We start from the raw sequence: 20,436 nt of genomic DNA, 5'->3' as shown, positions 1-20,436 counted from the left end.
GAGGCAGCGATGGCCTACAAGTTCAAAGCAAGCGACCGCACCGTGCAGCGGGCGGTCCGCCGTATCGCGCGCGAGCAGATCGATGGCGCGCTCCATGCGATCGACAGCAGCGATCGAGACACCGCGCGCCACGAGGTGCGCAAGGCGTGCAAGAAGATCCGCGCGCTGGTGCGGCTGATCCGGCCGTCGTTTTCCGGGTATGCTCGCGAGAACGGCGAGTATCGCGAGATTGCCGGTCTACTCGCCGGAACGCGCGATGCCCGCGTGCTGCTCGATACGTTCGACATGTTGACCCGCGATACCGAGCTGGACGGCGATCTGGCCATGGCCTTGTCGGTACGCGAGTACTTCTCGCAGCAACTGGCCGATGTGGAGCAGGGCGATGCCGCTTCGGAGCAGCTCGACGAGGCGCGCGATCGCCTGCAGAAGGCGCGACGGCGCGTTGCATCATGGACAGTCGACGAGGATGGCTGGTCCGCGCTGGGGCCGGGTCTGGCAAAGATCCTGAAGCAGGCGGAAAAGGCGGCCGGCAAGGTGCGGCGCAAGCCCACGGCTCTGCGCTTCCATGACCTGCGCAAGCGCATGAAGTATCACTGGTATCACACCCGCCTGTTCAAACCGGTCTGGCCGGCCGTGATGAAGCCGCGCGCGTCCGAACTGAGCCGTGCGGCCGATCTGCTGGGCCTGCACCACGACATCAGCGTTTTCGAGGAGCACCTTGCCGGTCTGCCTGCGGAGGCCGGACTCGCTGAACCTGCCGGAGCATTGTTGACGCACGCCATGGAAAAGCGCGGCCGGCTTGAGGAGAAGATGGCGCCTCTGGTCGACCGGTTGCTTGCCCAGGAGCCCGATGCCGTGTCCGAGCACTGGCACGCGCTTTGGCATATCTGGCGTACCGGCGCCGGGTCCTGAACCGGAAAAGCGTGGAGGCCCAAGCGTCATGGCAGTCGAAATCGAACGCAAGTTCCTTGTGGCGGGAGATGCTTGGCGGGCCGAGGTCTCCGGAGCCCGGAAGATCCGTCAGGCCTATCTGTCGAAGAACGGTAAGGCGAGCGTTCGCGTGCGTGTCGTGGACGAGAGCAGTGCCCGGTTGACGGTCAAGGCTGCGCCCGACGGCAAGGGGCCGGCGCTTTCCCGCGCGGAATTCGAATACGCAATTCCAGTGGAAGAGGCGCTGGCGATGCTCGAATTGCGGAGCGGCCGGATCGTCGAGAAAACGCGGCATCTCGTCCCGGCGCAAAATGGACGAACCTGGGAAGTGGATGTCTTCGGCGGCGCCCACGAGGGGCTCGTTATTGCGGAAATCGAACTGGGCACCGCCGATGAGCGGATCGAACTGCCCGAATGGCTGGGACGGGAAGTGACGGGGGACCCGGCCTACAGCAACGCCGTGCTCGCCCGCGAGAGCTGAGAACCTGTCATGCCTGCCGGAGCAGGGTGCCGGAGGGTGCGAACAGGCTTGCGATATCGCTGGCAGGCATCGGGCGTCCGGTGAGGAAACCCTGGAATTCGGTGCAGCCCACCAGGGTTAAATGATGGCGTTGCTCGTCGGTTTCCACGCCTTCGGCGATAACCCCGAGGTCGAAAGAGCGCGCCAGCTTGACGATCGCGCCGACCAGCGCATTCACTTCGCCGCTGGAGGTCAGCCCGGCCACGAAACTGTGATCGATCTTGATCTTGTCGACGCGGAAACGGTGCAGCAGGCTGAGGCTGGAGTAGCCGGTGCCGAAATCGTCGAGGACGATCGAGAAGCCGAGCTTGCGCAGGACATCGAAGTTCTCGTTCGTGGCCGGACCGTCGCCGAGAAGAGCGGTTTCGGTCAGTTCGATCTCGTAGCGAGATGGTTTGATACCCGCCCTCGCGGCAAGCTGCATGACCTGCGTCGCGAAGCCTGGCGTGCGCATTTGCACGGCGGATACGTTGATCGCGACACGTATGTGATGCCACTGCGCGGTTTCCTCGAAGACCTTGCGCATGACGAACTCGCCGATCGCCATGATAAGCCCGGTTTCTTCCGCCAGTGGAATGAATACCGCAGGCGATATCTCGCCGAGTTCCGGATGATTCCAGCGCAGCAGTGCTTCAACGGCCGCGACATTTCCGTCGACGTCGACCTGGGGTTGATAGACCATACGGAAGTCGTCTGTACGTAGCGAGACGCGCAGGCTGTCTTCCAGAGTACGGCGCATTCTCATGGCTTCGGCCATGGCGGGCTCGAAGAAGCGCACTTGTCCCTTGCCTTCAGCCTTGGCTTCGTAAAGCGCCATGTCCGCGTGGCGCAGCACGACCGAGGGATCGGCCTGACCTTCGCCGATCAGGGCGACGCCGATCGAACAACCGACATCGATCTGGCCATAATCGCAGGTCATCGGCTTCATGATCAGCCCGAGGCAGCGCTCGGCCAGCTCTTTGGCTTCCTGTTCGTTTTGCACCGGGCAGACGAGCACGAACTCGTCGCCGCCCAACCGTGCGACCAGCGCCTCCGGAGCCGTCTCGCAAGTGGCCCGCAGGCGGTCGGCGAGGGCCTTGAGCAGCAGGTCTCCGGCTTCGTGACCCAGCGTGTCGTTCACTTCCTTGAAGCGGTCCAGATCGACGCAGAGAACCGCCAGCATGGCAAAGTCCTGCCCAACGGCGTTCAGCATTTCCGGCAGGCGTTCGAACAGCATCGTGCGGTTGGGCACGTGCGTGAGCTGGTCGTGATAAGCAAGGTGCTTGGCCTGCTTCTCGTTCATGATCAGTTCGTCGACAATGACGCCGCTGCGTCTGACGAGGACCCACCCGGCCAGAGCCAGCAGAACCAGAGCGCCCAGCATCGGGAGGAGCAGCTGTTCGAGCAGCAGGATGCCGGGACGCCGCGGTGTCCAGGCGAGCGCGGCGATTTCCTTGCCGGATGGGGAGTGTAGCAGCAGATGGGTCATGCCGATGGCGGTCGTTCCCGCATCGACGACCTGGAGGTCGTCGACCAGATACCGCGACGCGAAGGTTTGCAGCATGGCCCGATCGATTGGCATGGCTGTAATCGCGACGGGCGCGCTCTGCCCTTTTGGCAGGACGAGTCCCAGATCGGGCTGAACCAGCGTCGCGATCAGGATGTACACGGTGTCGTGGATCCGGACCATCGCGTGGGACTGGATCGGCCTGGTCACCGTGCCTTGGGTGTCGGGGTCGGGGGTTATGGGAGGTCTTGCCGTTTCCGCCTTGCGGATCGGTTTCAGCAGTTCCGCAACCGTGGCGGCAAAAGGCCGGAAGGTTTTCTTGTCGGCTTGCTCGCCACGCACGGATGCGTAGAGAACCTTGCCCTGACCATCGACGAAGAAAGTGTGTGTGAAGCCGTAGAAAGTGAACAGCTGGATGCCGAAGTTGTCATCGGCAAACTTGGGGTCGAATTCGTGATCCAGCTTCTCGACGGCCACATCCCAGTCGGCCTGCGGGACGATGTTTTCCTGGTACTGTTCGAGCAGGCGCTGAAACCCCTGTTCGACCATGTGACGCTCACGCAGCGAGGCGGTCCAGTCGAAGCAAACGATCAGGAAAGAGGCGAGCAGGACGAGTAGTACCAGCGTGCCGAACGTCATCGCGGCGATCGGCACCAGAAGCCGGTGTCGCCGGGATTTTTCGGCAATGCCAGACGCTAGACTCAATGACCCGACCCTGCTTCACGCCCAAACAATAGGCGCCGGCGTTACGCTACAGGACGTCTCACTAAGGAAACCCTAAGGCGCACCAAGGGGAGAAGGTCGCTCAGGCCGGTTCGATGGAGATCGGCACGGCGCTGTAGTGCGCCATGCCGCCCAGCGGATCCATGTCGTGCGTGCAGGTCAGGTTGTTGACGTTCGCGTCGCGGTGCCCGTGCGGGATCGAGCAGACGCCCGCCCGCATTGTCGGATCGAACTTGGCGGTGACGAATATCTCGCCCGACTTGTTGGATACGCGCACTTTCTGGCCGTCTTCGATGCCATGAGCGGCCGCGGTATCGGGGTGAATCAGGCAGTCGGCGATCTCCCCCAGAAAGCCGATCTGGCCGTTGAATTTTCGGCGCTGGCGGCGCGAGGTGAAAACCAGCGGCTTGGGCTTGCCGAGCCCGGCTTCATCTGCCGCGCGGAACTGCAGCCATTGCTGTTCCAACTCGTCCGGCACCAGTTCCCACCCGCCGTTGCGTTCGAACAGCCGCTCCACCCAGGCGGCGGGCAGGTCCATCGGGAATTCGACGACGCGCTTCTCCTTGAGCTCTTCCCACGAGCAGCGAGCCGTGGCGAGCAGCGAGGCCTGCATCAGTTCGTCGTTCTCGTCGCTGTGCTCCTGCGGCACATGGTTCGGCACCGGCAGATCGGCGCGGCGCATGAATTGCGAGATCACCCACCAGGCCGAGCGCCGCTCGCCCATCGGTTTGACGAGCGCCGGAGCGTACTGGAGATTGACGCTCCAGTTGAGCGTGTCCCAACGCGTGAATTCGTTGCGCTCCACCGTGCTCTTGGTCGGCAGGATGTGTGTGCAGTAGGGGCTCAGCTCATTGTGCGTGATCTCGGTACTGACCAGCAGATCGAGCTTGGGCAGCGCTTCCTGCAGCGCCTTCACATCGGGGAAGGAGCGGAACAGGTGGCCGCCGAAATTGAACAGGGCGTGCATGTAGCCCTGCTCGATTTCCTGCGGCAGGACGGCGCAGGGCCAGTCGTTGAGGATACCCTTCACATCGGGGCGCACGTGCGAGCCGGGCGTGAAGGCGCTATCCAGCAGCGGCAGGTGATCGACGAACTGGTCGAAGGGAAACAGAGCGCCGGGGTGGATCCACAGGCCGCCCTTCACGTTCATCGACCCTGTCAGAATCGCGATCAGCCAGGCGAACCAGACGGTGAGGTTGCCGCCGGGGGACATGCCGGTGCCGGTGCCGGTTTCGATCGCCAGGATCTTGCGGCGGCGAATGGCGTCCAGCAGTTCCTGCAGCTGCTCTTCGGGCACACCGGCGATCTCGGCGGCCTTGGCCCGGTCATAGTCTGCGAGAAGCGAGCGCAGCCGGTCCAGGTTCTTGACCGGCTGCTGCGGATTCAAGGGACCGCCCGCCAGGATCTCGCGCACGATCCAGGCCAATACGGCATAGTCGCGACCGGGGTAGGCAGCGATATGGCCCTTCGCGAAGTTGGCGGTTTCGGTGCGCACCGGGTCGATCACCCAGACTTCGCCCCCACGCTTGTTGATCGCCTTGAGCCAGTTCCCCGGCTTGAACATGCCGGTATTGTGCGCGTGGCTCACCATCGGATTGGTGCCGACATAGAGCACCATCTGGCAGTTGTCGTAGTCGGTCTTGGGATTGATGCCGTAGAAGCTGGCCATGGCCCCGGCGATCATCACCTTGGCGGTGGTGTCGTTGGTCAGCGGGGTGAACTTGGGCGGTGTGCCGAGCGCTTTGTAGAAGGCCTCTTCCATCGAGTAGCCGGCGGAATCGAGGCCCAGCCCGCTGCCGAAGTACATGCCCACCGAGTCCGGGCCGTGCTTGTCGATCACCGCGCGCAGGCGCTTGCCGATATCGTCGAGCGCTTCATCCCACGACACTTCGACCAGTTCGCCGTCCTTGCGCATCATCGGCTTGGTGATGGCATGGTCGAGGTGATGGATCTGCCCGGTGGCCCGGCCCTTCGGGCAGCTGTAGCCCTGCGTGATCGGGTGATCCGGGTCGGCTTTGACCTTGAGAATCTTCTCATCGTTGGCGACTTCGGCGATGAGGCCGCAGTTCGTCATGCAGACCTTGCAATAAGTGCGCTTGTGCTCGATCCGATCGCCGTCCTCGGCCTCCACCGGAAGCGGCCGGGCCTCTTCACTGCCGTAATCGATGTGTCGCGTTGCCATGACCGTGCCTCTCCCTCAGGCGGTGCTCCGGACCTCTCGCGGTCCGTAAGTGTACACCTGTACCAATTATCACGAGGGTAAGGTTCCGTGCAAGCCGATTGCTAGGGGATTTCGGCACGTCCCTGATCGACGATCGCCTGCAGCGATTGCGCAAACCAGCGCACGGTTTCCGGCGGTATATCGCCCGATCGCAGGTGGCGGGTCTGGATGGTGAAGCCGTTCATCAGTGTGAGCATATGCAGCGCGCGCGTCTGCGCATCGGGCGGCCCCAGCCAGTCGGCAAGCGACTTCAGAACGACCTGTTCGGTCACCTTGCGGGCGATATCGCGCGATTCGGGATCGGCAATCGCCAGCACCATCATCGCCGGAATGCGCGCCTCCTCGTCCTTGATGACGAGCCGCGCCATTTCCTCGCCGAAGGCGTCCTTGTCGCGGACGAAAAAGCCCTGGGCATAGAGCGCGCGAACCAGCGCCTGCTCGAACAGCGCGGCCTTGGTGCCGAAGTAGCGCACGACCAGCGATGTCGCGACTTCGGCCTTTTCGGCTACTTCGCGCATGCCGGTCTTCGCGTAGCCCTGCGAGGAGAACAGCGCAAAAGCGGCATCGAGTATCCGGGCCTGCGTTTTGGCGGGATCGCGCCGTCTGGGTTCACGCTTGGCTTCCATGAGGATGGCTTAGGAGGCGGCAGGGCGGCAGACAAGTTTCGCACGCTATCGCCCCGTCGCGGACGGATTGCCGCATCTCCCTTTGCGCCCGGCGCAAATCCGCCTAAAGCGCGGGGTATGAGCGATACTGTTTCCTTCGGCTACGAAGAAGTCAGCGCCGAGGAGAAGGAGCACCGGGTCGGTGCGGTCTTTTCTTCCGTTGCGCGCAAGTACGACGTCATGAACGATGCCATGTCCGCTGGCATGCACCGTTTGTGGAAGGACAAGTTCGTGCGCCGGGTGAAGCCGCGCGAGGGCGAGCAGATCCTCGACATGGCGGGCGGTACCGGCGACATCGCCTTTCGCATGGCCGAGCACGGGGCGAGCATCACCGTCTCGGACATCAATCAGGACATGCTCGACGTGGGCATCGAACGGGCGATGGAGCGCGGTTTCGACGGTCTCGTGTGGTCGCGCCAGAACGCCGAGGAGCTGGCTTTCCCAGACCGGTTCTTCGATGCCTACACCATCGCCTTCGGTATCCGGAACGTGACCCATATCGACAAGGCGCTCGCCGAGGCGTTCCGCGTTCTCAAGTACGGTGGCCGTTTCTTCTGCCTCGAATTCTCGACCACCGAATGGCCGGGCTTCAAGGAAGTCTACGACAGTTATTCGCACAAGCTGGTGCCGAAGATCGGGCAGATGGTCGCTGGCGATGCCGAATCCTATCGCTATCTCATCGAATCGATCCGCCGCTTTCCGCCCATGCCCGAATTCGAGGCGATGATCCGCAATGCGGGGTTCAAGCACACCAAGGTTGAGCCGATCATGGGCGGGCTCGTGGCGATCCACTCGGGCTGGAAGGTCTGAGCAGCCACTGTGACGCGACCGATTACTCACATCGCCCGGCTCTGGAAATGGGGCCGCGTGCTGGCACGGCACGGCGCCCTGCGCGGCATCGAGAACGACCGCAATGCACCCGCTCCGGTCAAGCGGTTGTGCCGTTTCGCGCGGTTCGGGGCCCGGCAGGGCGATGAGCCGGACTATGCCGGAGCGTTTCAGGAGATCGGCCCGGCCGCGATCAAGCTGGGACAGGCTCTGGCGACCCGTCCGGATCTGGTTGGCGAGGGCCCCGCACGCAATCTGCTGACGTTGCAGGACAGTCTGCCGCCGGTGGCGTTCTCGGCCATTCGCATGCAGATCGAGACTACGTTCGAACGACCGCTCGAAGCGCTGTTCTCCAGCATCGAGGAGCAGCCGATCGGCGCCGCCTCGATCGCGCAGGTGCATCGCGCCGTGACGACCGATGGCCGCACCGTGGCGGTGAAAGTGCTGCGCCCGCGCATCCGCGAGCAGTTCACTCGCGACGTGGAAACCTATGAATGGGCTGCGGCTCATCTCGAAGCGCTGGGCGGCGAAGCATCGCGCCTTCGTCCGCGCGCCGTCATCGCCAATCTCAAGCGCTGGACCCTTCGGGAGCTCGATCTGCGGCGCGAGGCGGCCTCCGCCTCCGAACTGGCCGAGATGATGAAGGGGATCGAGGGCTATGCGATCCCCGAGATCGACTGGGACCGTACCAATGGCTCGGTGATGACCGTCGAATGGATCGACGGCGTCAAGATGAGCGATATCGACGGCCTGCGCGCCGCCGGGCACGATCTGCCCGCGCTTGCCAGCAAGCTGGTGTTGACCTTCCTCACGCAGGCGATTTCCTGCGGTTTCTTCCATGCCGACATGCACCAGGGCAACCTGTTCGTGCGCGCCGACAGCACCATCGTCGCCATCGACTTCGGCATCATGGGGCGGATCAACCGGCAGGCCCGGCTCTGGCTGGCGGAAATCCTCTACGGCCTGACGACCGGCAACTATCGCCGCGTGGCTGAAATCCACTTCGAGGCGCAGTACGTGCCCTCCTACCACTCGGTCGAGGATTTCGCTTCCGCCCTGCGCGCAGTGGGCGAGCCGATGCGCGGCAAGCCGGTGAGCGAGTTGTCGGTCGGGCAGATGCTCGACGGGCTGTTTGCCATCACCCGCGATTTCGACATGCAGGTGCAGCCGCATCTGCTGCTGCTGCAGAAGACCATGGTCATGGTCGAGGGTCTGGCCACCGCGCTCGACCCCGACATCAACATGTGGGACGTTTCCGCGCCGTTCGTGAAGGGTTGGATCCGCGACGAACTCGGCCCGGAAGCGGTGATCGTCGACCGGCTGCGCGAGGATCTGGGGACACTTGCGCGCCTGCCGGCACTGGTTCGCCGGCTCGAGGAAAAGTACCCGCCCAAGGGCGGCGCGCCCGAGCAGGCGCCGCTTCCCGAGATCGATCTCATTTTGGGTCTTGGCGGGCCGCGTAAACGTCAAAGTAACCCCTGGGTGGGCTATGGTGCGTCGGCAATCCTGGGGGGTGCTGTCGCATGGGCGTTCACGTACTGGAGTTTCCTGAGCTAGCGGAGGACAAGCGCGTCCTCGCTGGCGCTGTGAACGCCAACCGTTTCGCTGGCTGGTCGCCTCTGCTAGCGCGCATTGCGCTGGCTGGATTGGCGGCGCTGCTTCTGGCCTCCGCGCTCGTCCCGGTCTCCAAGCCAAGCAGCCGTTCGCCGTGGCTCGGCCCGGTCGAAGGGCCCATGGCCACTGCCGGCAAGGCAGGCGCAGCGGACGAACCCTACGATGAGGACATCGCCCTCTACGAAGAGGCGATCGACCGTCTCGGCAAGGGCGAGAACTACTACGACTTCATCGTCCCCTTGCAGCGTGCACGCGACTATCCGGTCAACCCCGGCCTTGCGGTGCGGCTGCCGACGCTGGCCTATCTCGATGCCTGGCTGGGCACCCCCGGCCAGATCGTTGCCGCGCTCGCCCTGATGCTGGGTATTGTCGCCGCCTGGTGGCGGCGGTTCGGCGAGGAAGGTGTGTCGCCGCGCCTGCGCCGCCTGGCGACGGCGACGGTGTTCGTCGGCGCGTCGCTCGGCCTCAATCGCCATTACTTTCCGCTGCACGAGCTATGGGCGGGCGGACTGATCGCCCTCTCCTTCGGCCTGCATCGTATCGGTGCGAACGGCCGCGGCGGGAAATGGAGCGCGGCCTTCTGCGCTGCGGCGCTGGCTCTCGCGATCCGCGAACATGCACTGCCGTTCGTGCTGCTGATGGCCGCGACGGCGCTCTGGTATCGCAACTGGCGCGAGGCTGCCGCATGGGCTGCGCTGGTGACCGTGTTCTTCGCCGCGCTGTCGGTGCACCTCTCGCTCGTGTCGCGCGATGTGCTGCCCAGCGATCCGCATTCGGCACCCTGGCTGGTCGTACGCGGCCTTTCGGGCTGGCTTGGAAACGTCGTGCAGGCCAGCAACCTGCGCTGGCTGCCGCATTTCCTTGCGGGTCCCGCAGTCGTTCTGATGACGTTCGGCTGGCTTGGCTTCAAGGGCAGGGCCGGCCTCTTCGGTTTCCTGCTGAGCGCCGGATACGGCCTTGCCTTCATGCTCGCCGGGCGCTGGGACAACTTCTACTGGGGGGCGATGATCGCGCCCGCCATGTTCGCCGGTATCGTTTTTGCACCCCGGGCGCTGTCGCAATTGGCCGCCGCTGCCCTTTCGCGCGCGAGGGCGCCCGCGCCGCCCTCAAATTAATTGCGTGTCCATGCCCGCTGTTGCACAAGCCCGGTCCATGAGTGGACCCAGAATCCTTCTGGTCGTTGGGGGCGGTATTGCCGCCTACAAGGCCTGCGAACTCGTCCGCACCATCCGCAAGGAGGGGGGCGAGGTTACCTGCGTGGTGACAGAGGCCGGCACGAAGTTCGTGACGCCGATGGCGCTCGCCGCGCTTTCCGAAAAGCCCGTCTACACCACCTTGTGGGATCTCAGGAACGAGGCCGAGATGGGCCATATCCAGCTCAGCCGCGAGGCTGATCTGGTGGTGGTCTGCCCGGCAACGGCGGACCTCATGGCCAAGATGGCCTCGGGCATTGCCGACGACCTCGCGACAACGATGCTGCTGGCGACCGACAAGCCGGTCATGGCGGTGCCGGCGATGAACGTGCGGATGTGGCAGCATGCCGCGACCATGCGCAACGTGCAGGTCCTGCGCGAGGCGGGCGTCGATGTGATGGAGCCCGATGAGGGGACCATGGCCTGCGGCGAGTACGGCCCCGGCCGGTTGCCCGATCCCATCGCCATCTGGCAGCGTATCTCCTGGGTTCTGGGGCTCGGCCCGGTCGAAGTGGCGCCGCTGCCCGGCAGCGAGCCCGAGCCCACGCCCTATCCCGGCCTGTCGCAGACGGCCCGGCTTCCCGAGCCTGAGCCGCAGCCCGATCCGTCGCAATGGCAACCGCAGTTCAGCGAGCCGGAACCCGAGCACGGCGCGGCCGACGATCTCGGCCTCGGCGGGCTGACCGGCTCGATGATTTCACGCGGTCTCAAGAAGGCAAAGAAGGCGATCACGTTCGGGCACGACGAAGCGCCTGAGACGCAGAGTTCTCCTGCTGCGGAAGGCCCCGCCGGGTCGTTGCTGATTTCGAAGAAGGGCAGTGCGCGTGGTGCGCCGCCGACGGATCCCGATGCGATCAACCATCTCGTATCGCGCCATGGTGAGGCCGGCCAACCGGAGCATTTCGACGCCATACCGGAAGACGGGCCGCTCAAGGGAAAGCATGTGCTGATCACGGCCGGCCCCACCTGGGAGCCCATCGATCCGGTGCGCTACATCGCCAACCGCTCGTCGGGCAAACAGGGGTTCGCGATTGCTGCCGCTGCGGCGCGCGCCGGGGCTTGCGTGACGCTGGTCGCCGGGCCGGTCCATCTGGAAACGCCCCCGGGCGTGGACCGGATCGATGTCGAAAGCGCGTTGCAGATGGCCGATGCCGTCAAGCGGTCGCTTCCGGCGGACATTGCGGTGATGGTGGCCGCCGTTGCCGACTGGCGTACGGCCGATATCGCCAAGGAAAAGCTCAAGAAGCGCGGCTCCGCGCCGCCCGCTCTGCTGCTGACCGAGAATCCGGACATTCTCGCCACGGTGGCTTCCCGCCCCGACCGTCCGCCGCTGCTGATCGGGTTTGCGGCCGAAACCGAAAACGTGATCCAGCACGCCAAGGAAAAGCGCAAGCGCAAGGGTGCCGACTGGATCATCGCCAACGACGTTTCCGGCGATGTGATGGGCGGCGATGCCAATGCCGTGCACATCGTTCGCGGGGATGACGTGATCTCGCTTCCCGAAATGCCCAAGGAGGATGTCGCGCGCATCCTCGTCGAAAGGTTTACCGATGCACTCGTCTGACAATTCCGGCACCGAAGTTCCCGTGCCGATCAAGGTGCTGCCCCACGGAGAGGGCCTGGCCTTGCCGGCCTATGCCACCGAAGGCGCGGCCGGGATGGACGTGGTCTCGGCGGAGGATGTGAGTATTTCCCCTGGCGCACGCCATGCCGTGGCAACCGGGCTGGCCGTAGCCATCCCGCACGGTTTCGAGATTCAGGTTCGCCCGCGCTCGGGTCTCGCGCTCAAGCATGGGATCACGGTGCCGAACACGCCGGGCACGATCGATTCAGACTATCGCGGCGAGCTGAAGGTCATTCTCATCAACCACGGGACGGCCGCTTTCGAAATTCGCCGCGGCGACCGCGTGGCGCAGCTCGTGCTGGCTCCGGTGACGCGGGCCAGCTGGCTCCCGGTGGAAGAGCTCGACGAGACCGTGCGCGGTGAAGGCGGGTTCGGATCGACCGGCGGCGTGGTCTCGCTGGGGAACTGAACGTCAGGAAGGGCACGGGCAGGCATTTTTGCCAGCCGCCGCGGCGCGCGATCGCGTTTTATCAGTCGTCGTCGTGCCGACGGTTGCGCCTGCGCTTGAGGCCAAGCCATCCGGCCCCTCCCAGTCCGGCCACGACGATCACGCTTTTCGCGAGAAAGGAAAAGCTGGAGGACAGCGCCCCCACCGTCACGCCCCAGAAGAGCTGCGACATGATGGCCATGAACGTGTTCAAGGGAAGTGTCCGGTTCCTCGCAGCCTGAAGATGCTTCCATCATAACAAAGGACGGGCCCGCCGCTATTCGCGCCGGACCCGTCCCTCGGTGTCTCCCACTGCATCTGCAGGAGGGGAGCCAATCAGGTCATGTCACTTCTTTTCCGGCGCCACTGTAATGCGCACGGTCTCGCCCGAGTTCCCGGGGAAGCCGGTAAACATCGCTTCAACCAGATTGGGCACGAGGTACTGCAGGCGGTTCGAGGTCGAGACGGCCTCGGCCTGGCCTTCGAACACCCGCTCGCCATCGGCGGCACGGTCGATCTTCAGCGAGATGCCGCTGGTATAGACGGTGTAGGAATCCATGCCCCGGCCGCTGTCGAAGAACGGATCGTACCAGCCATAGTGCCATGGGTTGCCCCAGTAGCTGTAGGGATAGGGACGATACATGCCGAAGGGCCGGTATCCATACCACGGGTCCCAGAAGCCGCTCGGACCGGTCGAGCGCACGCGTTCACGCCCGTTGTCGACACCATAGTCGAAGCGCACGATCAGCGTGGCCTTGCTCGGGTCTTCCACCGGGGTGTAGCCGAGATCCGCCATCTGCGTCTGCACGAGACCGGCGTACTGCGCGAACTCGAGACCGCCGGCGAGCTGCGGATCGTCGGCGACGATCGCGAACGTCTGGCCCGTGGGGGCCGGAAGTTGCGACTGGAAGCGCGAAACATCGGCCTTGAAGGGGGTGGCGCATGCGGCAAGGGCCAAGAGCAGCACGGCCGCCGCGGCAAGGCGGAGCTTGCCGAAATGCGAGATCGGTTGGTCTGTCATCATACTAAGCTCCACGAACCCGAAGGGCCCCGTCCGTTCTCTCGGGTGCATGGCTTCGGTTCTTTGCGATCTTGTCGTAAAAACAACGCCATGAATAGCCGTTGAATGGTGGGCCGCCTGCGATGGAACGTGTATTGCGTTCATTCGCCGTGCACACCCGGCTGCGACGCGACCGGTTGCCCTGCATGTAGGAAGCGAGAGCCGAAATGACGAGTCCGACCCCTGTTCTTTCCCTGCAATGCGGCCCTGTGCAGGCCTTCCGCAAGCCGGACGAGCCCAGCGGCATTGCCAAGACGCCGGTCGACGGGCCGGTCCGCGTGCATCGCCTGGGGCTTGCCGGCGACGAACAGGCCGACCTCACTGTGCATGGCGGTCCGGACAAGGCGATCCATCATTACCCGCACGATCACTATGCCTTCTGGCGCACACAGATCGGCGATCATCCGCTGCTGGATCAGTATGGCGCTTTCGGCGAAAACATCGCGACCCACGGCATGACCGAGGAGACGGTCTGCATCGGTGATCGCTACCGGTTCGGCACGGCCACGGTCGAGGTCAGCCAGGGCCGCCAGCCCTGCTGGAAACTCGATCACCGATTCGGGGGGCTGCCCGTCAATGCACGCATGGTGAAGGCACGGCGGGCGGGTTGGTACTACCGGGTGCTGGAAGAAGGAGAGGCCGCAGCCGGCGATATGATCGCCCTGCTCGAACGGCCTCATCCCGAATGGACGGTTGCGCGAACCTTCGGTCTGCTGGTGGCTGGCGACCACAAGCAGGACCGTGATGGGCTGGAAGCGCTTGGTGCCGTCACCGGACTCGCCGAGCCGTGGAAAGCACGGCGAGCCAAACTGCTCGGCGTTTAGCCGCGCACCAGTCCCAATGCGGTGTAAGTCTTGTCCAGCGTCGGGATCGCGAGGGTCCGGGCCTTCTCGGCACCGGCCTTCAGGATAGCATCGAGCGCGCTGTGGTCCGCGCGCAAGTGCACGAAGCGATCGTTGATCGGTGCCAGCGTTTCCACCAGCAGCTCGCCCAGCGCCGGCTTGAACTTGCCGAAGCCCTCGCCGCCGAAGTCGGCCAGCACCGCTTCGACCGAAGTGCCCGCCATGGCGGCATAGATACCGGCGAGGTTGGCCGCTTCAGCGCGCCCTTCCAGCCCTGCCTTCTCGCTCGGCAGCGGCTCCGGATCGGTCTTGGCCTTTTTGATCTTCTGCATGATCGTGTCGGCATCGTCGGTCAGGTTGATGCGGCTCATGTCCGAGGGATCGGACTTGCTCATCTTCGCCGAACCGTTGCGCAGGCTCATGATGCGCGCGGCTTCGGGCGGGATGATCGGATCGGGCAGCGTGAAGACCGGATTTTCCTCGGATGCGAAGTCGTTGTTGAACTTCTGCGCGATGTCGCGCGCCAGTTCGAGGTGCTGCTTCTGGTCCTCGCCCACGGGAACGTGGGTCGCCTGATAGAGCAACACGTCGGCGGCCTGCAGCACCGGGTAGGTGAACAGCGCGACCGAGGCGCCTTCGCGGTTCTTGCCCGCCTTGTCCTTCCACTGCGTCATGCGGTTCAGCCAGCCCATGCGGGCAGTGCCGTTGAGCAGCCATTGCAGCTCGGCGTGCTGCGGGACCTGCGCTTGGTTGAACAGGATCGAGCGTTCCGGGTCGATGCCGCAGGCCACCAGAGCGGCGACCATCTCGCGGGTGTTGGCGGTGAGTTCGGCCGGAACATGCGGCATCGAGATCGCGTGAAGGTCTGCGAGGAAGTAGAGGCTCTGGCCGCCCTGTGCAGCCATGTCGTCCTGCATCTTCACCCAGTTGCGAATGGCGCCGAGGTAATTGCCGAGGTGCAGGTTGCCGGTAGGCTGAATGCCGGAAACGATACGCATGCGTGCGTCCTTCATGAAACGTGCGGAAAGTGCATGGGCCGCGCGCTCAGAGCGTACGGCAGAGGGGATGGGTCAGCGTGTGGCGCAGCGCCATCGCCAAGCCGCCCGGCCGGTATGCCAGCCATGATTCTCGAGGGACAAGAATGCCTGCATGGCGCGGCCCTTAGCACAAACGCCGGCGTTTGGAAGCCTCAGGCGGCAGGCTTGGAGCGGCGGCGGCGCAGCTGCGCGAGCAGGTCCTTGTCGAGCGCGCCGATGGCATAGGCGACACCGAAGAATACAACCATGCCGGCCCCGCACAGAAGGCCGAGCGACCAGACCCTCTCGAACACATTGCCGCCATAGCGGTCGGCCATCAGCGGCATCAGCATGTAGAGGACGCCGCTCATGGCTGCAGTGGCGACGATCTGCCGCGCGATCCGTCCTGCCAGCTTGCCGGTGAAGAGGAACCACCCGCGGATCTGCAGGATGGTGTAGAGCGTCAGCACGTTAAGCGTCGAGGTAAAGGCCGTCGCTGCGGCAAGGCCGACGATACCGTAGATCGGCACGATCACGATGTTGACGCCGATGTTCACGATCAGCGTGCCTGCGGCGATCCAGACCGGGGTGCGCGTATCCTCGCGACTGAAGAAGCCGGGCTGGAACACTTTGACCAGAACGTAGCTGGGCAGACCGGCAACGAGCGCGACGACGATGCTGGACATGATCGTGCCGTTGGCCTCGGTCATCTTTCCGCCGACGAAGAAGGCGGTGACGAAGGCAGGCGCGCAGATGGCCAGGGCAGCCGCAGCGGGAATTGTCAGCAGCGTTGCCATCTCCACGGCATTGGCCTGCAGCCGCTGCGCCTCGCGCGAATCGCCGCTCTGGATGTGGCGCGCGAGCATCGGCAGGATCGCGGTGCCGAGGGCAATGCCGACGATGCCGAGCGGCATCTGGTTCAGCCGGTCGGCGTACTTGAGCAGCGTGAGCGAGCCTTGCGGAAGCGAGGTCGCGAAGAACGTGTCGACGAACTGGCTGATCTGATAGACGCCGGCGCCGAACGTCGCGGGCAGGATCAGCATGCCCAGCCGCTTCACTTCGGGGGTTAGGCGCGGCGGGGTGATCTTGAGCGTCACGCCGGCCTTGCGCGTGGCCCAGCCCATGTAGAGCAACTGGGCAACGCCCGCCGCAGCGACCGCAATCGCCTGCACATAGGCCACGGTCACGTCCGTGCCGCCGGCTTCGCGCATGAAATAGCCGGTGATGATGCCGGTGATCAGGACGATGTTGAGCAGGACCGGCACGAAGGCGCCGGGGGCGAACTTCGAGTGGGCATTGAGCACGCCCGACAGCATGGCCACCAGGCTCACCAGCCCGAGATAGGGAAAGGTGATCCGCGAGAGGGTGACGGCGAGTTCGTACTTGCCGGGGATTTCCTGATACTCGCGGGCCAGCAGCCAGACGATTCCGGGCATCACCAGCATGGCCACGGCGGAAAAGCCAAGCAGCACCCAGATGAAGACCGCCAGAACATCATTCGCGAACCGGTCCGCTGCTTCCTCGCCGCCTTCTCCGGCGAGAGCGCGGGTGTACATCGGTACGAACGCGACCGAGAAGGCGCCTTCCGCGAAAAGCCGGCGGAAGGTATTGGGCAGCACGAAGGCGAGCTGGAAGGCGTCGGCGGCCATTCCGGCCCCCAGCACGCGCGCGATCAGCATGTCGCGCACGAAGCCGAAGACGCGGCTGAGCGCGGTCAGCCCCCCGATCGTTCCGACATTGCGAACGAGGCTCATGCGTTCAGCTTTCCGCGGCCGTCAGGCGCCGGTTGTCAGCGTTTGCCGGTCAGGCGTTGCCGACCGGCTCGCCCTGCGTGGCATCGGCCTGTTGCTGGGCCTGAAGCTGCTGGACGTAGAGGCCGTTGAAGTCGATCGGCTCGAGCATCAGGGGCGCGAAGCCGGCATCGCGCACGGCATCGGCGATCACGCGGCGCGCGAAGGGGAAGAGGATGCGCGGTGCTTCGGCGAACAGGAACGCGTGCGACTGGCCTTCCTCGAGATTGCGCATGCCCACGAGCGCGCAGTAGCTCAGGTCCACCACGAAGGCCGTGCCGGCTTCCGCCTTGGAGGTGCAGGTGATCTTGAGTTCGACCTCGTGGACCTCACCGTCGATCGCGCGCGCGCCGATGTTGAATTGCACGTCGATCTGCGGCTGATCCTGCCACGAGAAGCTCTGCGGCGAATTGGGGTTCTCGACCGAGAGATCCTTGACGTACTGGGAAATGATGCCTGCCGAGGGACCGGTGTCCTCGCCGTTGCCCAGGTTCAGATCGGAAATGACGTTGCCTTCGTCGGCCATTGGTAAGGTTTCCCGCAAAGAATTCTGTGTTAGCCGGCGCGCCTAGAGCATTTTCGCCCGGCGTGGAACACCTGTGCGCCGGGATTTTTGCCTCGGGAGGCGCTTGAGCGGCCAAAACCGCAACGGATCGCCGGAAAATTGCCCCGATCGGCCTGCTCACGCGTTGTTCATTTGTAAACTGTACCTATCTCGGGCTAAGCTGACGCATTGCAGCGTGAGTCTTCGGGCTTCCGCCACGCGCAAGAAGAAGGATGGACAAAGGAACGTGACACCGGAAATAGTGATCCTGGCCATGATCGCAGCATTCCTGGGGCTGCGGCTGTACTCTGTGCTGGGCCGTCGTGCCGAGCACGAGGAAGAGCCGATCCAGGGCCGCTTCGAAGGGCGTCAGGGCCGTCCGGGTGCTCCGCGTGTCCCGGCTCAGGCCAAGCCTGATGCCAAGAGCGATGAGCGTGGCCGCGCCGAGCAGGGCCTGCGCCCGCGCGAAATGCCGCTTGCTCCGCCCTCGGTCGAGCGCGGTCTTGCAGAAATCGCCAATGCCGACCGTCGCTTCGACGCCTTCGCCTTTCTTGAAGGCGCGCGCGGTGCCTATCGCATGGTCCTTGAAGCCTTCTGGAAGGGCGACAAGGAAGAGCTGCGTCATTTGTGCGACGACGACGTCTACGAGAGCTTTGCCGGTGCTATCGATGCCCGCAACGAAGCTGGCGAAACGCTCGACAACCGCTTGGTGCGCATCGAAGAGTGCGCCATGGTTTCGGCGGGCGTCGACGGCGGCATGGCCCGCATCACCCTGCGCTTCCGTGCCGACATTGCTGCCGTGACGCGCAATGCCGAGGGACAGGTGGTAGCCGGTTCGCTCGACGATGCGATCGAAGCTGTCGACATCTGGACGTTCAAGCGCGCTCTGAACTCGGCAGATCCCGACTGGCTGCTGGACGAGACCGACCAGGGCTGAGGGCTTTCCGGGGGCCGGTGCCCGGCCCCCTTTTTCGGAGATTGGAGCATTGCGGCGAGGGGGACTGCCGAGGCGGCTTGACCGCAAGCCGGCCAGGATGTCGGCAGTCGTCGCATTCCTTCTCTCGCTGTCTTCCTGCGCAAGCGTCATTCCTCCCGAGCCTGGCGCCCAGTTGCCGCCGGCGGAAACCGCCGTGGCACTCGGTGTCGAACGTGGACCAGCGCTTTCCCGTCTCTCGCTGACCGCTACCGAAGCTGCGCGCGCGCTTGCCTCGTTTCGCGAAAGCTGTCCGCGCGTCATGTCGCGTACAGATGGCAGCGCGCTCACGCGTCCCGAAGATTGGCGGCCAGCCTGTACGGCTGCCGAAAACTGGGGCACTGGCTCACCCATTCTTTTCTTTTTCAGCTACTTCGAGACGGTCCGCGTCGGTGATGGCAAGGCTCACGCTACAGGCTATTACGAGCCGGAAATCGCCGGCGTGCGGACCCGTCAGCCCGGGTTCGACGTCCCGGTCTACGGCCTGCCACCCGATCTGGTGCGCGCGAAAACGGGTGATGCGAAGCCTCTCGCCGATGGCCGGATGCCGCGCGGCCGTTACGACGCCGATGGCCGCTTCACCGCGTATTGGGACCGCGCGGCGATCGAGCAGGGCGCTCTCATGGGCCGCGGCCACGAGATTGCCTGGGCTCAGGACCCGGTCGAGGTCTTCTTCCTGCAGGTCCAGGGCTCGGGACGATTGAAGGCCCCCGATGGTGCGGTCATGCGGATCGGCTATGCGGGCCAGAATGGTTTGCCCTATACCAGCATTGGCAAGGTCATGCGCGACCGGGGTCTGATCGGCGATGGGCCGGGCCAGTATCCGGCATCGATGCAGGGTATCATGCAGTACATTCGCGAGCATCCCGCCGAAGGGAAAGCGCTCATGGATGAGAACAAGTCCTATGTGTTTTTCAGGGAATTGACCGGCGACGGCCCGCTCGGCGCGCTCAGTGTGCCGGTTCGCCCCCATGCCTCGGTCGCTGCCGATCCCCGCTTCGTTCCGCTCGGTGCGCCTGTGTGGCTGGATCTCGATCGCCGTGAGGCCGATGGCCTTTGGGTCGCGCAGGATACGGGGGGCGCGATCAAGGGTGCCAATCGTTTCGACACGTTCTGGGGGGCTGGCGAGCAGGCTCGGGAGATAGCCGGCGACATGAGCGCACCTGGCAAGGCGCTGGTGCTGGTTCCCAAGGGCACTCTGGCGCGGTTGGGTGTGCGGTGAGACGTCCCGGTCGCAGGCTGTCTGCGGAGGAGCGTGATCTCTGGTCGCAGGTGACCCGAACCGTCACGCCGCTGGATCCGCCGCGCCCGGCATCCCACCATGAGAACAGGGGGCCGGACAAGGCGCGCGATACGGTCCCTGCACCGCAGCCGCCCAGGAAAAAGGCGAAAGGCCGGATACCGCCGCCGTTGCCGCCAAAGCCCGTGCCGGTGCAGCCCAAGCGGTCGGACGCGCCTGCGCACTTGGACGGGTCTTGGGAGCGCCGAATAACGAAGGGTACGCTCGTGCCCGACTTCAGTCTGGACTTGCACGGCGCGAACCTCGATGCCGCCTATAGCCGCTTGATGCACGGGCTGGGGCAGGCGCTGGCCATGGGTGCCCGCGTGGTCCTTGTCGTGACCGGAAAGCCCCGTCCTGTCGATGCCATGGACCGGGGCGAGCGGCGCGGCGCCATCAGGGCCAAGATTTCAGACTGGCTTGCCGCCAGCCAGTACGCCTCCGACATCGTCGCCATTCGCGGAGCCCACCGGCGGCACGGCGGCGCCGGTGCCATCTACGTGGTTCTCAAAAGGCGGCGCTAGGTTCGGATCTCGCCGGTTCTCGCCTCGGCGCGAAAGCGCAGGAAGTACGCGAAGGTAGAGGCACAAGAGGAACGGCCAAAACCAAGTGGCGGCCATGTCACGGATCGTGTCCGGCCAGTTCCATGTCCCGTGGGCCATCCGGTCCATGGTTTCATTGGCGAGTTCGAAGATGACGAC

The 20,436-nt window shown here is 64.6% G+C and carries 19 protein-coding genes; 11 read left to right on the top strand and 8 right to left on the bottom strand.

Going from position 1 to position 20,436, the window contains the following annotated elements:
- Positions 1 to 9 precede the first annotated feature (9 nt).
- On the top strand, positions 10 to 912 hold the full coding sequence (locus IEX64_RS00440; protein WP_188817142.1) for a CHAD domain-containing protein: 903 nt from the start codon (positions 10 to 12) through the stop codon (positions 910 to 912).
- A gap of 28 nt (positions 913 to 940) precedes the next feature.
- On the top strand, positions 941 to 1,411 hold the full coding sequence (locus IEX64_RS00435) for a CYTH domain-containing protein (RefSeq protein WP_188817139.1): 471 nt from the start codon (positions 941 to 943) through the stop codon (positions 1,409 to 1,411).
- 7 nt (positions 1,412 to 1,418) lie between these two features.
- On the opposite strand, the gene IEX64_RS00430 is transcribed toward IEX64_RS00435, so the two are convergent.
- The 3 genes from IEX64_RS00430 to IEX64_RS00420 form a co-directional block, all read right to left on the bottom strand.
- Positions 1,419 to 3,641, bottom strand: a complete 2,223-nt coding sequence (locus IEX64_RS00430) for a bifunctional diguanylate cyclase/phosphodiesterase (RefSeq protein ID WP_188817137.1) — start codon at positions 3,639 to 3,641, stop codon at positions 1,419 to 1,421.
- Between the two features lie 100 nt (positions 3,642 to 3,741).
- The gene (locus IEX64_RS00425; protein ID WP_188817135.1) at positions 3,742 to 5,841 is read right to left on the bottom strand and encodes a molybdopterin-containing oxidoreductase family protein; all 2,100 of its coding nucleotides are present in this window, start codon (positions 5,839 to 5,841) and stop codon (positions 3,742 to 3,744) included.
- 101 nt (positions 5,842 to 5,942) lie between these two features.
- Positions 5,943 to 6,506 (bottom strand): TetR/AcrR family transcriptional regulator, encoded by a 564-nt coding sequence (locus tag IEX64_RS00420; RefSeq protein ID WP_188817133.1) that lies wholly within the window; start codon positions 6,504 to 6,506, stop codon positions 5,943 to 5,945.
- Between the two features lie 117 nt (positions 6,507 to 6,623).
- Here IEX64_RS00420 and IEX64_RS00415 point away from each other — a divergent pair, with 117 nt between their 5' ends.
- From IEX64_RS00415 to dut, 5 genes are read left to right on the top strand one after another with little or no spacing between them, the layout of a single operon-like run.
- A complete protein-coding gene (locus IEX64_RS00415) occupies positions 6,624 to 7,355 on the top strand; it encodes a class I SAM-dependent methyltransferase (RefSeq protein WP_188817131.1) in 732 nt (243 codons plus the stop codon).
- Between the two features lie 9 nt (positions 7,356 to 7,364).
- The gene (gene ubiB / locus IEX64_RS00410; protein WP_188817128.1) at positions 7,365 to 8,930 is read left to right on the top strand and encodes a 2-polyprenylphenol 6-hydroxylase; all 1,566 of its coding nucleotides are present in this window, start codon (positions 7,365 to 7,367) and stop codon (positions 8,928 to 8,930) included.
- Positions 8,897 to 10,102: a hypothetical protein gene (locus IEX64_RS00405; protein WP_229709985.1), complete on the top strand. Its 1,206-nt coding sequence runs from the start codon at positions 8,897 to 8,899 to the stop codon at positions 10,100 to 10,102. The genes ubiB and IEX64_RS00405 overlap by 34 nt, the downstream gene beginning before the upstream one ends.
- Before the next feature lie 37 nt (positions 10,103 to 10,139).
- Positions 10,140 to 11,744: a phosphopantothenoylcysteine decarboxylase domain-containing protein gene (locus IEX64_RS00400; RefSeq protein ID WP_188817126.1), complete on the top strand. Its 1,605-nt coding sequence runs from the start codon at positions 10,140 to 10,142 to the stop codon at positions 11,742 to 11,744.
- On the top strand, positions 11,731 to 12,213 hold the full coding sequence (gene dut / locus IEX64_RS00395) for a dUTP diphosphatase (protein ID WP_188817124.1): 483 nt from the start codon (positions 11,731 to 11,733) through the stop codon (positions 12,211 to 12,213). Before IEX64_RS00400 ends, dut begins: the two co-directional genes overlap by 14 nt.
- Positions 12,214 to 12,274: 61 nt before the next feature.
- Here dut and IEX64_RS00390 read toward each other — a convergent pair whose 3' ends face one another.
- Positions 12,275 to 12,445 (bottom strand): hypothetical protein, encoded by a 171-nt coding sequence (locus tag IEX64_RS00390; protein ID WP_188817122.1) that lies wholly within the window; start codon positions 12,443 to 12,445, stop codon positions 12,275 to 12,277.
- 132 nt (positions 12,446 to 12,577) lie between these two features.
- Complete coding sequence (locus tag IEX64_RS00385; RefSeq protein WP_188817586.1) at positions 12,578 to 13,252, bottom strand: DUF4136 domain-containing protein; 675 nt, start codon at positions 13,250 to 13,252, stop codon at positions 12,578 to 12,580.
- Between the two features lie 206 nt (positions 13,253 to 13,458).
- Between IEX64_RS00385 and IEX64_RS00380 the strand changes: the two genes are divergently transcribed.
- Complete coding sequence (locus tag IEX64_RS00380) at positions 13,459 to 14,115, top strand: MOSC domain-containing protein (protein ID WP_188817120.1); 657 nt, start codon at positions 13,459 to 13,461, stop codon at positions 14,113 to 14,115.
- Here the strand turns inward: IEX64_RS00380 and trpS are convergent.
- The 3 genes from trpS to secB all read right to left on the bottom strand — a co-directional run bounded on the left by trpS (position 14,112) and on the right by secB (position 17,465).
- Positions 14,112 to 15,131, bottom strand: coding sequence for a tryptophan--tRNA ligase (gene trpS, locus IEX64_RS00375; protein WP_188817118.1), 1,020 nt, complete (start codon positions 15,129 to 15,131; stop codon positions 14,112 to 14,114). The genes IEX64_RS00380 and trpS overlap by 4 nt on opposite strands.
- Positions 15,132 to 15,322: 191 nt before the next feature.
- Entirely contained in the window at positions 15,323 to 16,903 is a 1,581-nt protein-coding gene (gene murJ, locus IEX64_RS00370; RefSeq protein ID WP_188817116.1) for a murein biosynthesis integral membrane protein MurJ, read from the bottom strand.
- A 49-nt stretch (positions 16,904 to 16,952) separates the two neighbouring features.
- Positions 16,953 to 17,465 carry a protein-export chaperone SecB gene (secB, locus tag IEX64_RS00365; protein WP_188817114.1) on the bottom strand — a complete coding sequence of 171 codons (513 nt, stop codon included), beginning with the start codon at positions 17,463 to 17,465 and terminating at the stop codon, positions 16,953 to 16,955.
- 265 nt (positions 17,466 to 17,730) lie between these two features.
- Here secB and IEX64_RS00360 point away from each other — a divergent pair, with 265 nt between their 5' ends.
- From IEX64_RS00360 to IEX64_RS00350, 3 genes are all read left to right on the top strand, one after another.
- Positions 17,731 to 18,420 carry a Tim44/TimA family putative adaptor protein gene (locus IEX64_RS00360; protein WP_188817112.1) on the top strand — a complete coding sequence of 230 codons (690 nt, stop codon included), beginning with the start codon at positions 17,731 to 17,733 and terminating at the stop codon, positions 18,418 to 18,420.
- A 97-nt stretch (positions 18,421 to 18,517) separates the two neighbouring features.
- Positions 18,518 to 19,678 carry a murein transglycosylase A gene (mltA, locus tag IEX64_RS00355; protein ID WP_188817109.1) on the top strand — a complete coding sequence of 387 codons (1,161 nt, stop codon included), beginning with the start codon at positions 18,518 to 18,520 and terminating at the stop codon, positions 19,676 to 19,678.
- Positions 19,675 to 20,259, top strand: coding sequence for a Smr/MutS family protein (locus tag IEX64_RS00350; RefSeq protein ID WP_188817107.1), 585 nt, complete (start codon positions 19,675 to 19,677; stop codon positions 20,257 to 20,259). Before mltA ends, IEX64_RS00350 begins: the two co-directional genes overlap by 4 nt.
- Positions 20,260 to 20,436 lie beyond the last annotated feature (177 nt).

This window comes from Novosphingobium indicum, assembly GCF_014645195.1.
In the GTDB taxonomy this organism is placed as follows: Bacteria; Pseudomonadota; Alphaproteobacteria; order Sphingomonadales; family Sphingomonadaceae; genus Novosphingobium; species Novosphingobium indicum.
This window is presented reverse-complemented; position numbering and strand designations above follow the sequence as displayed.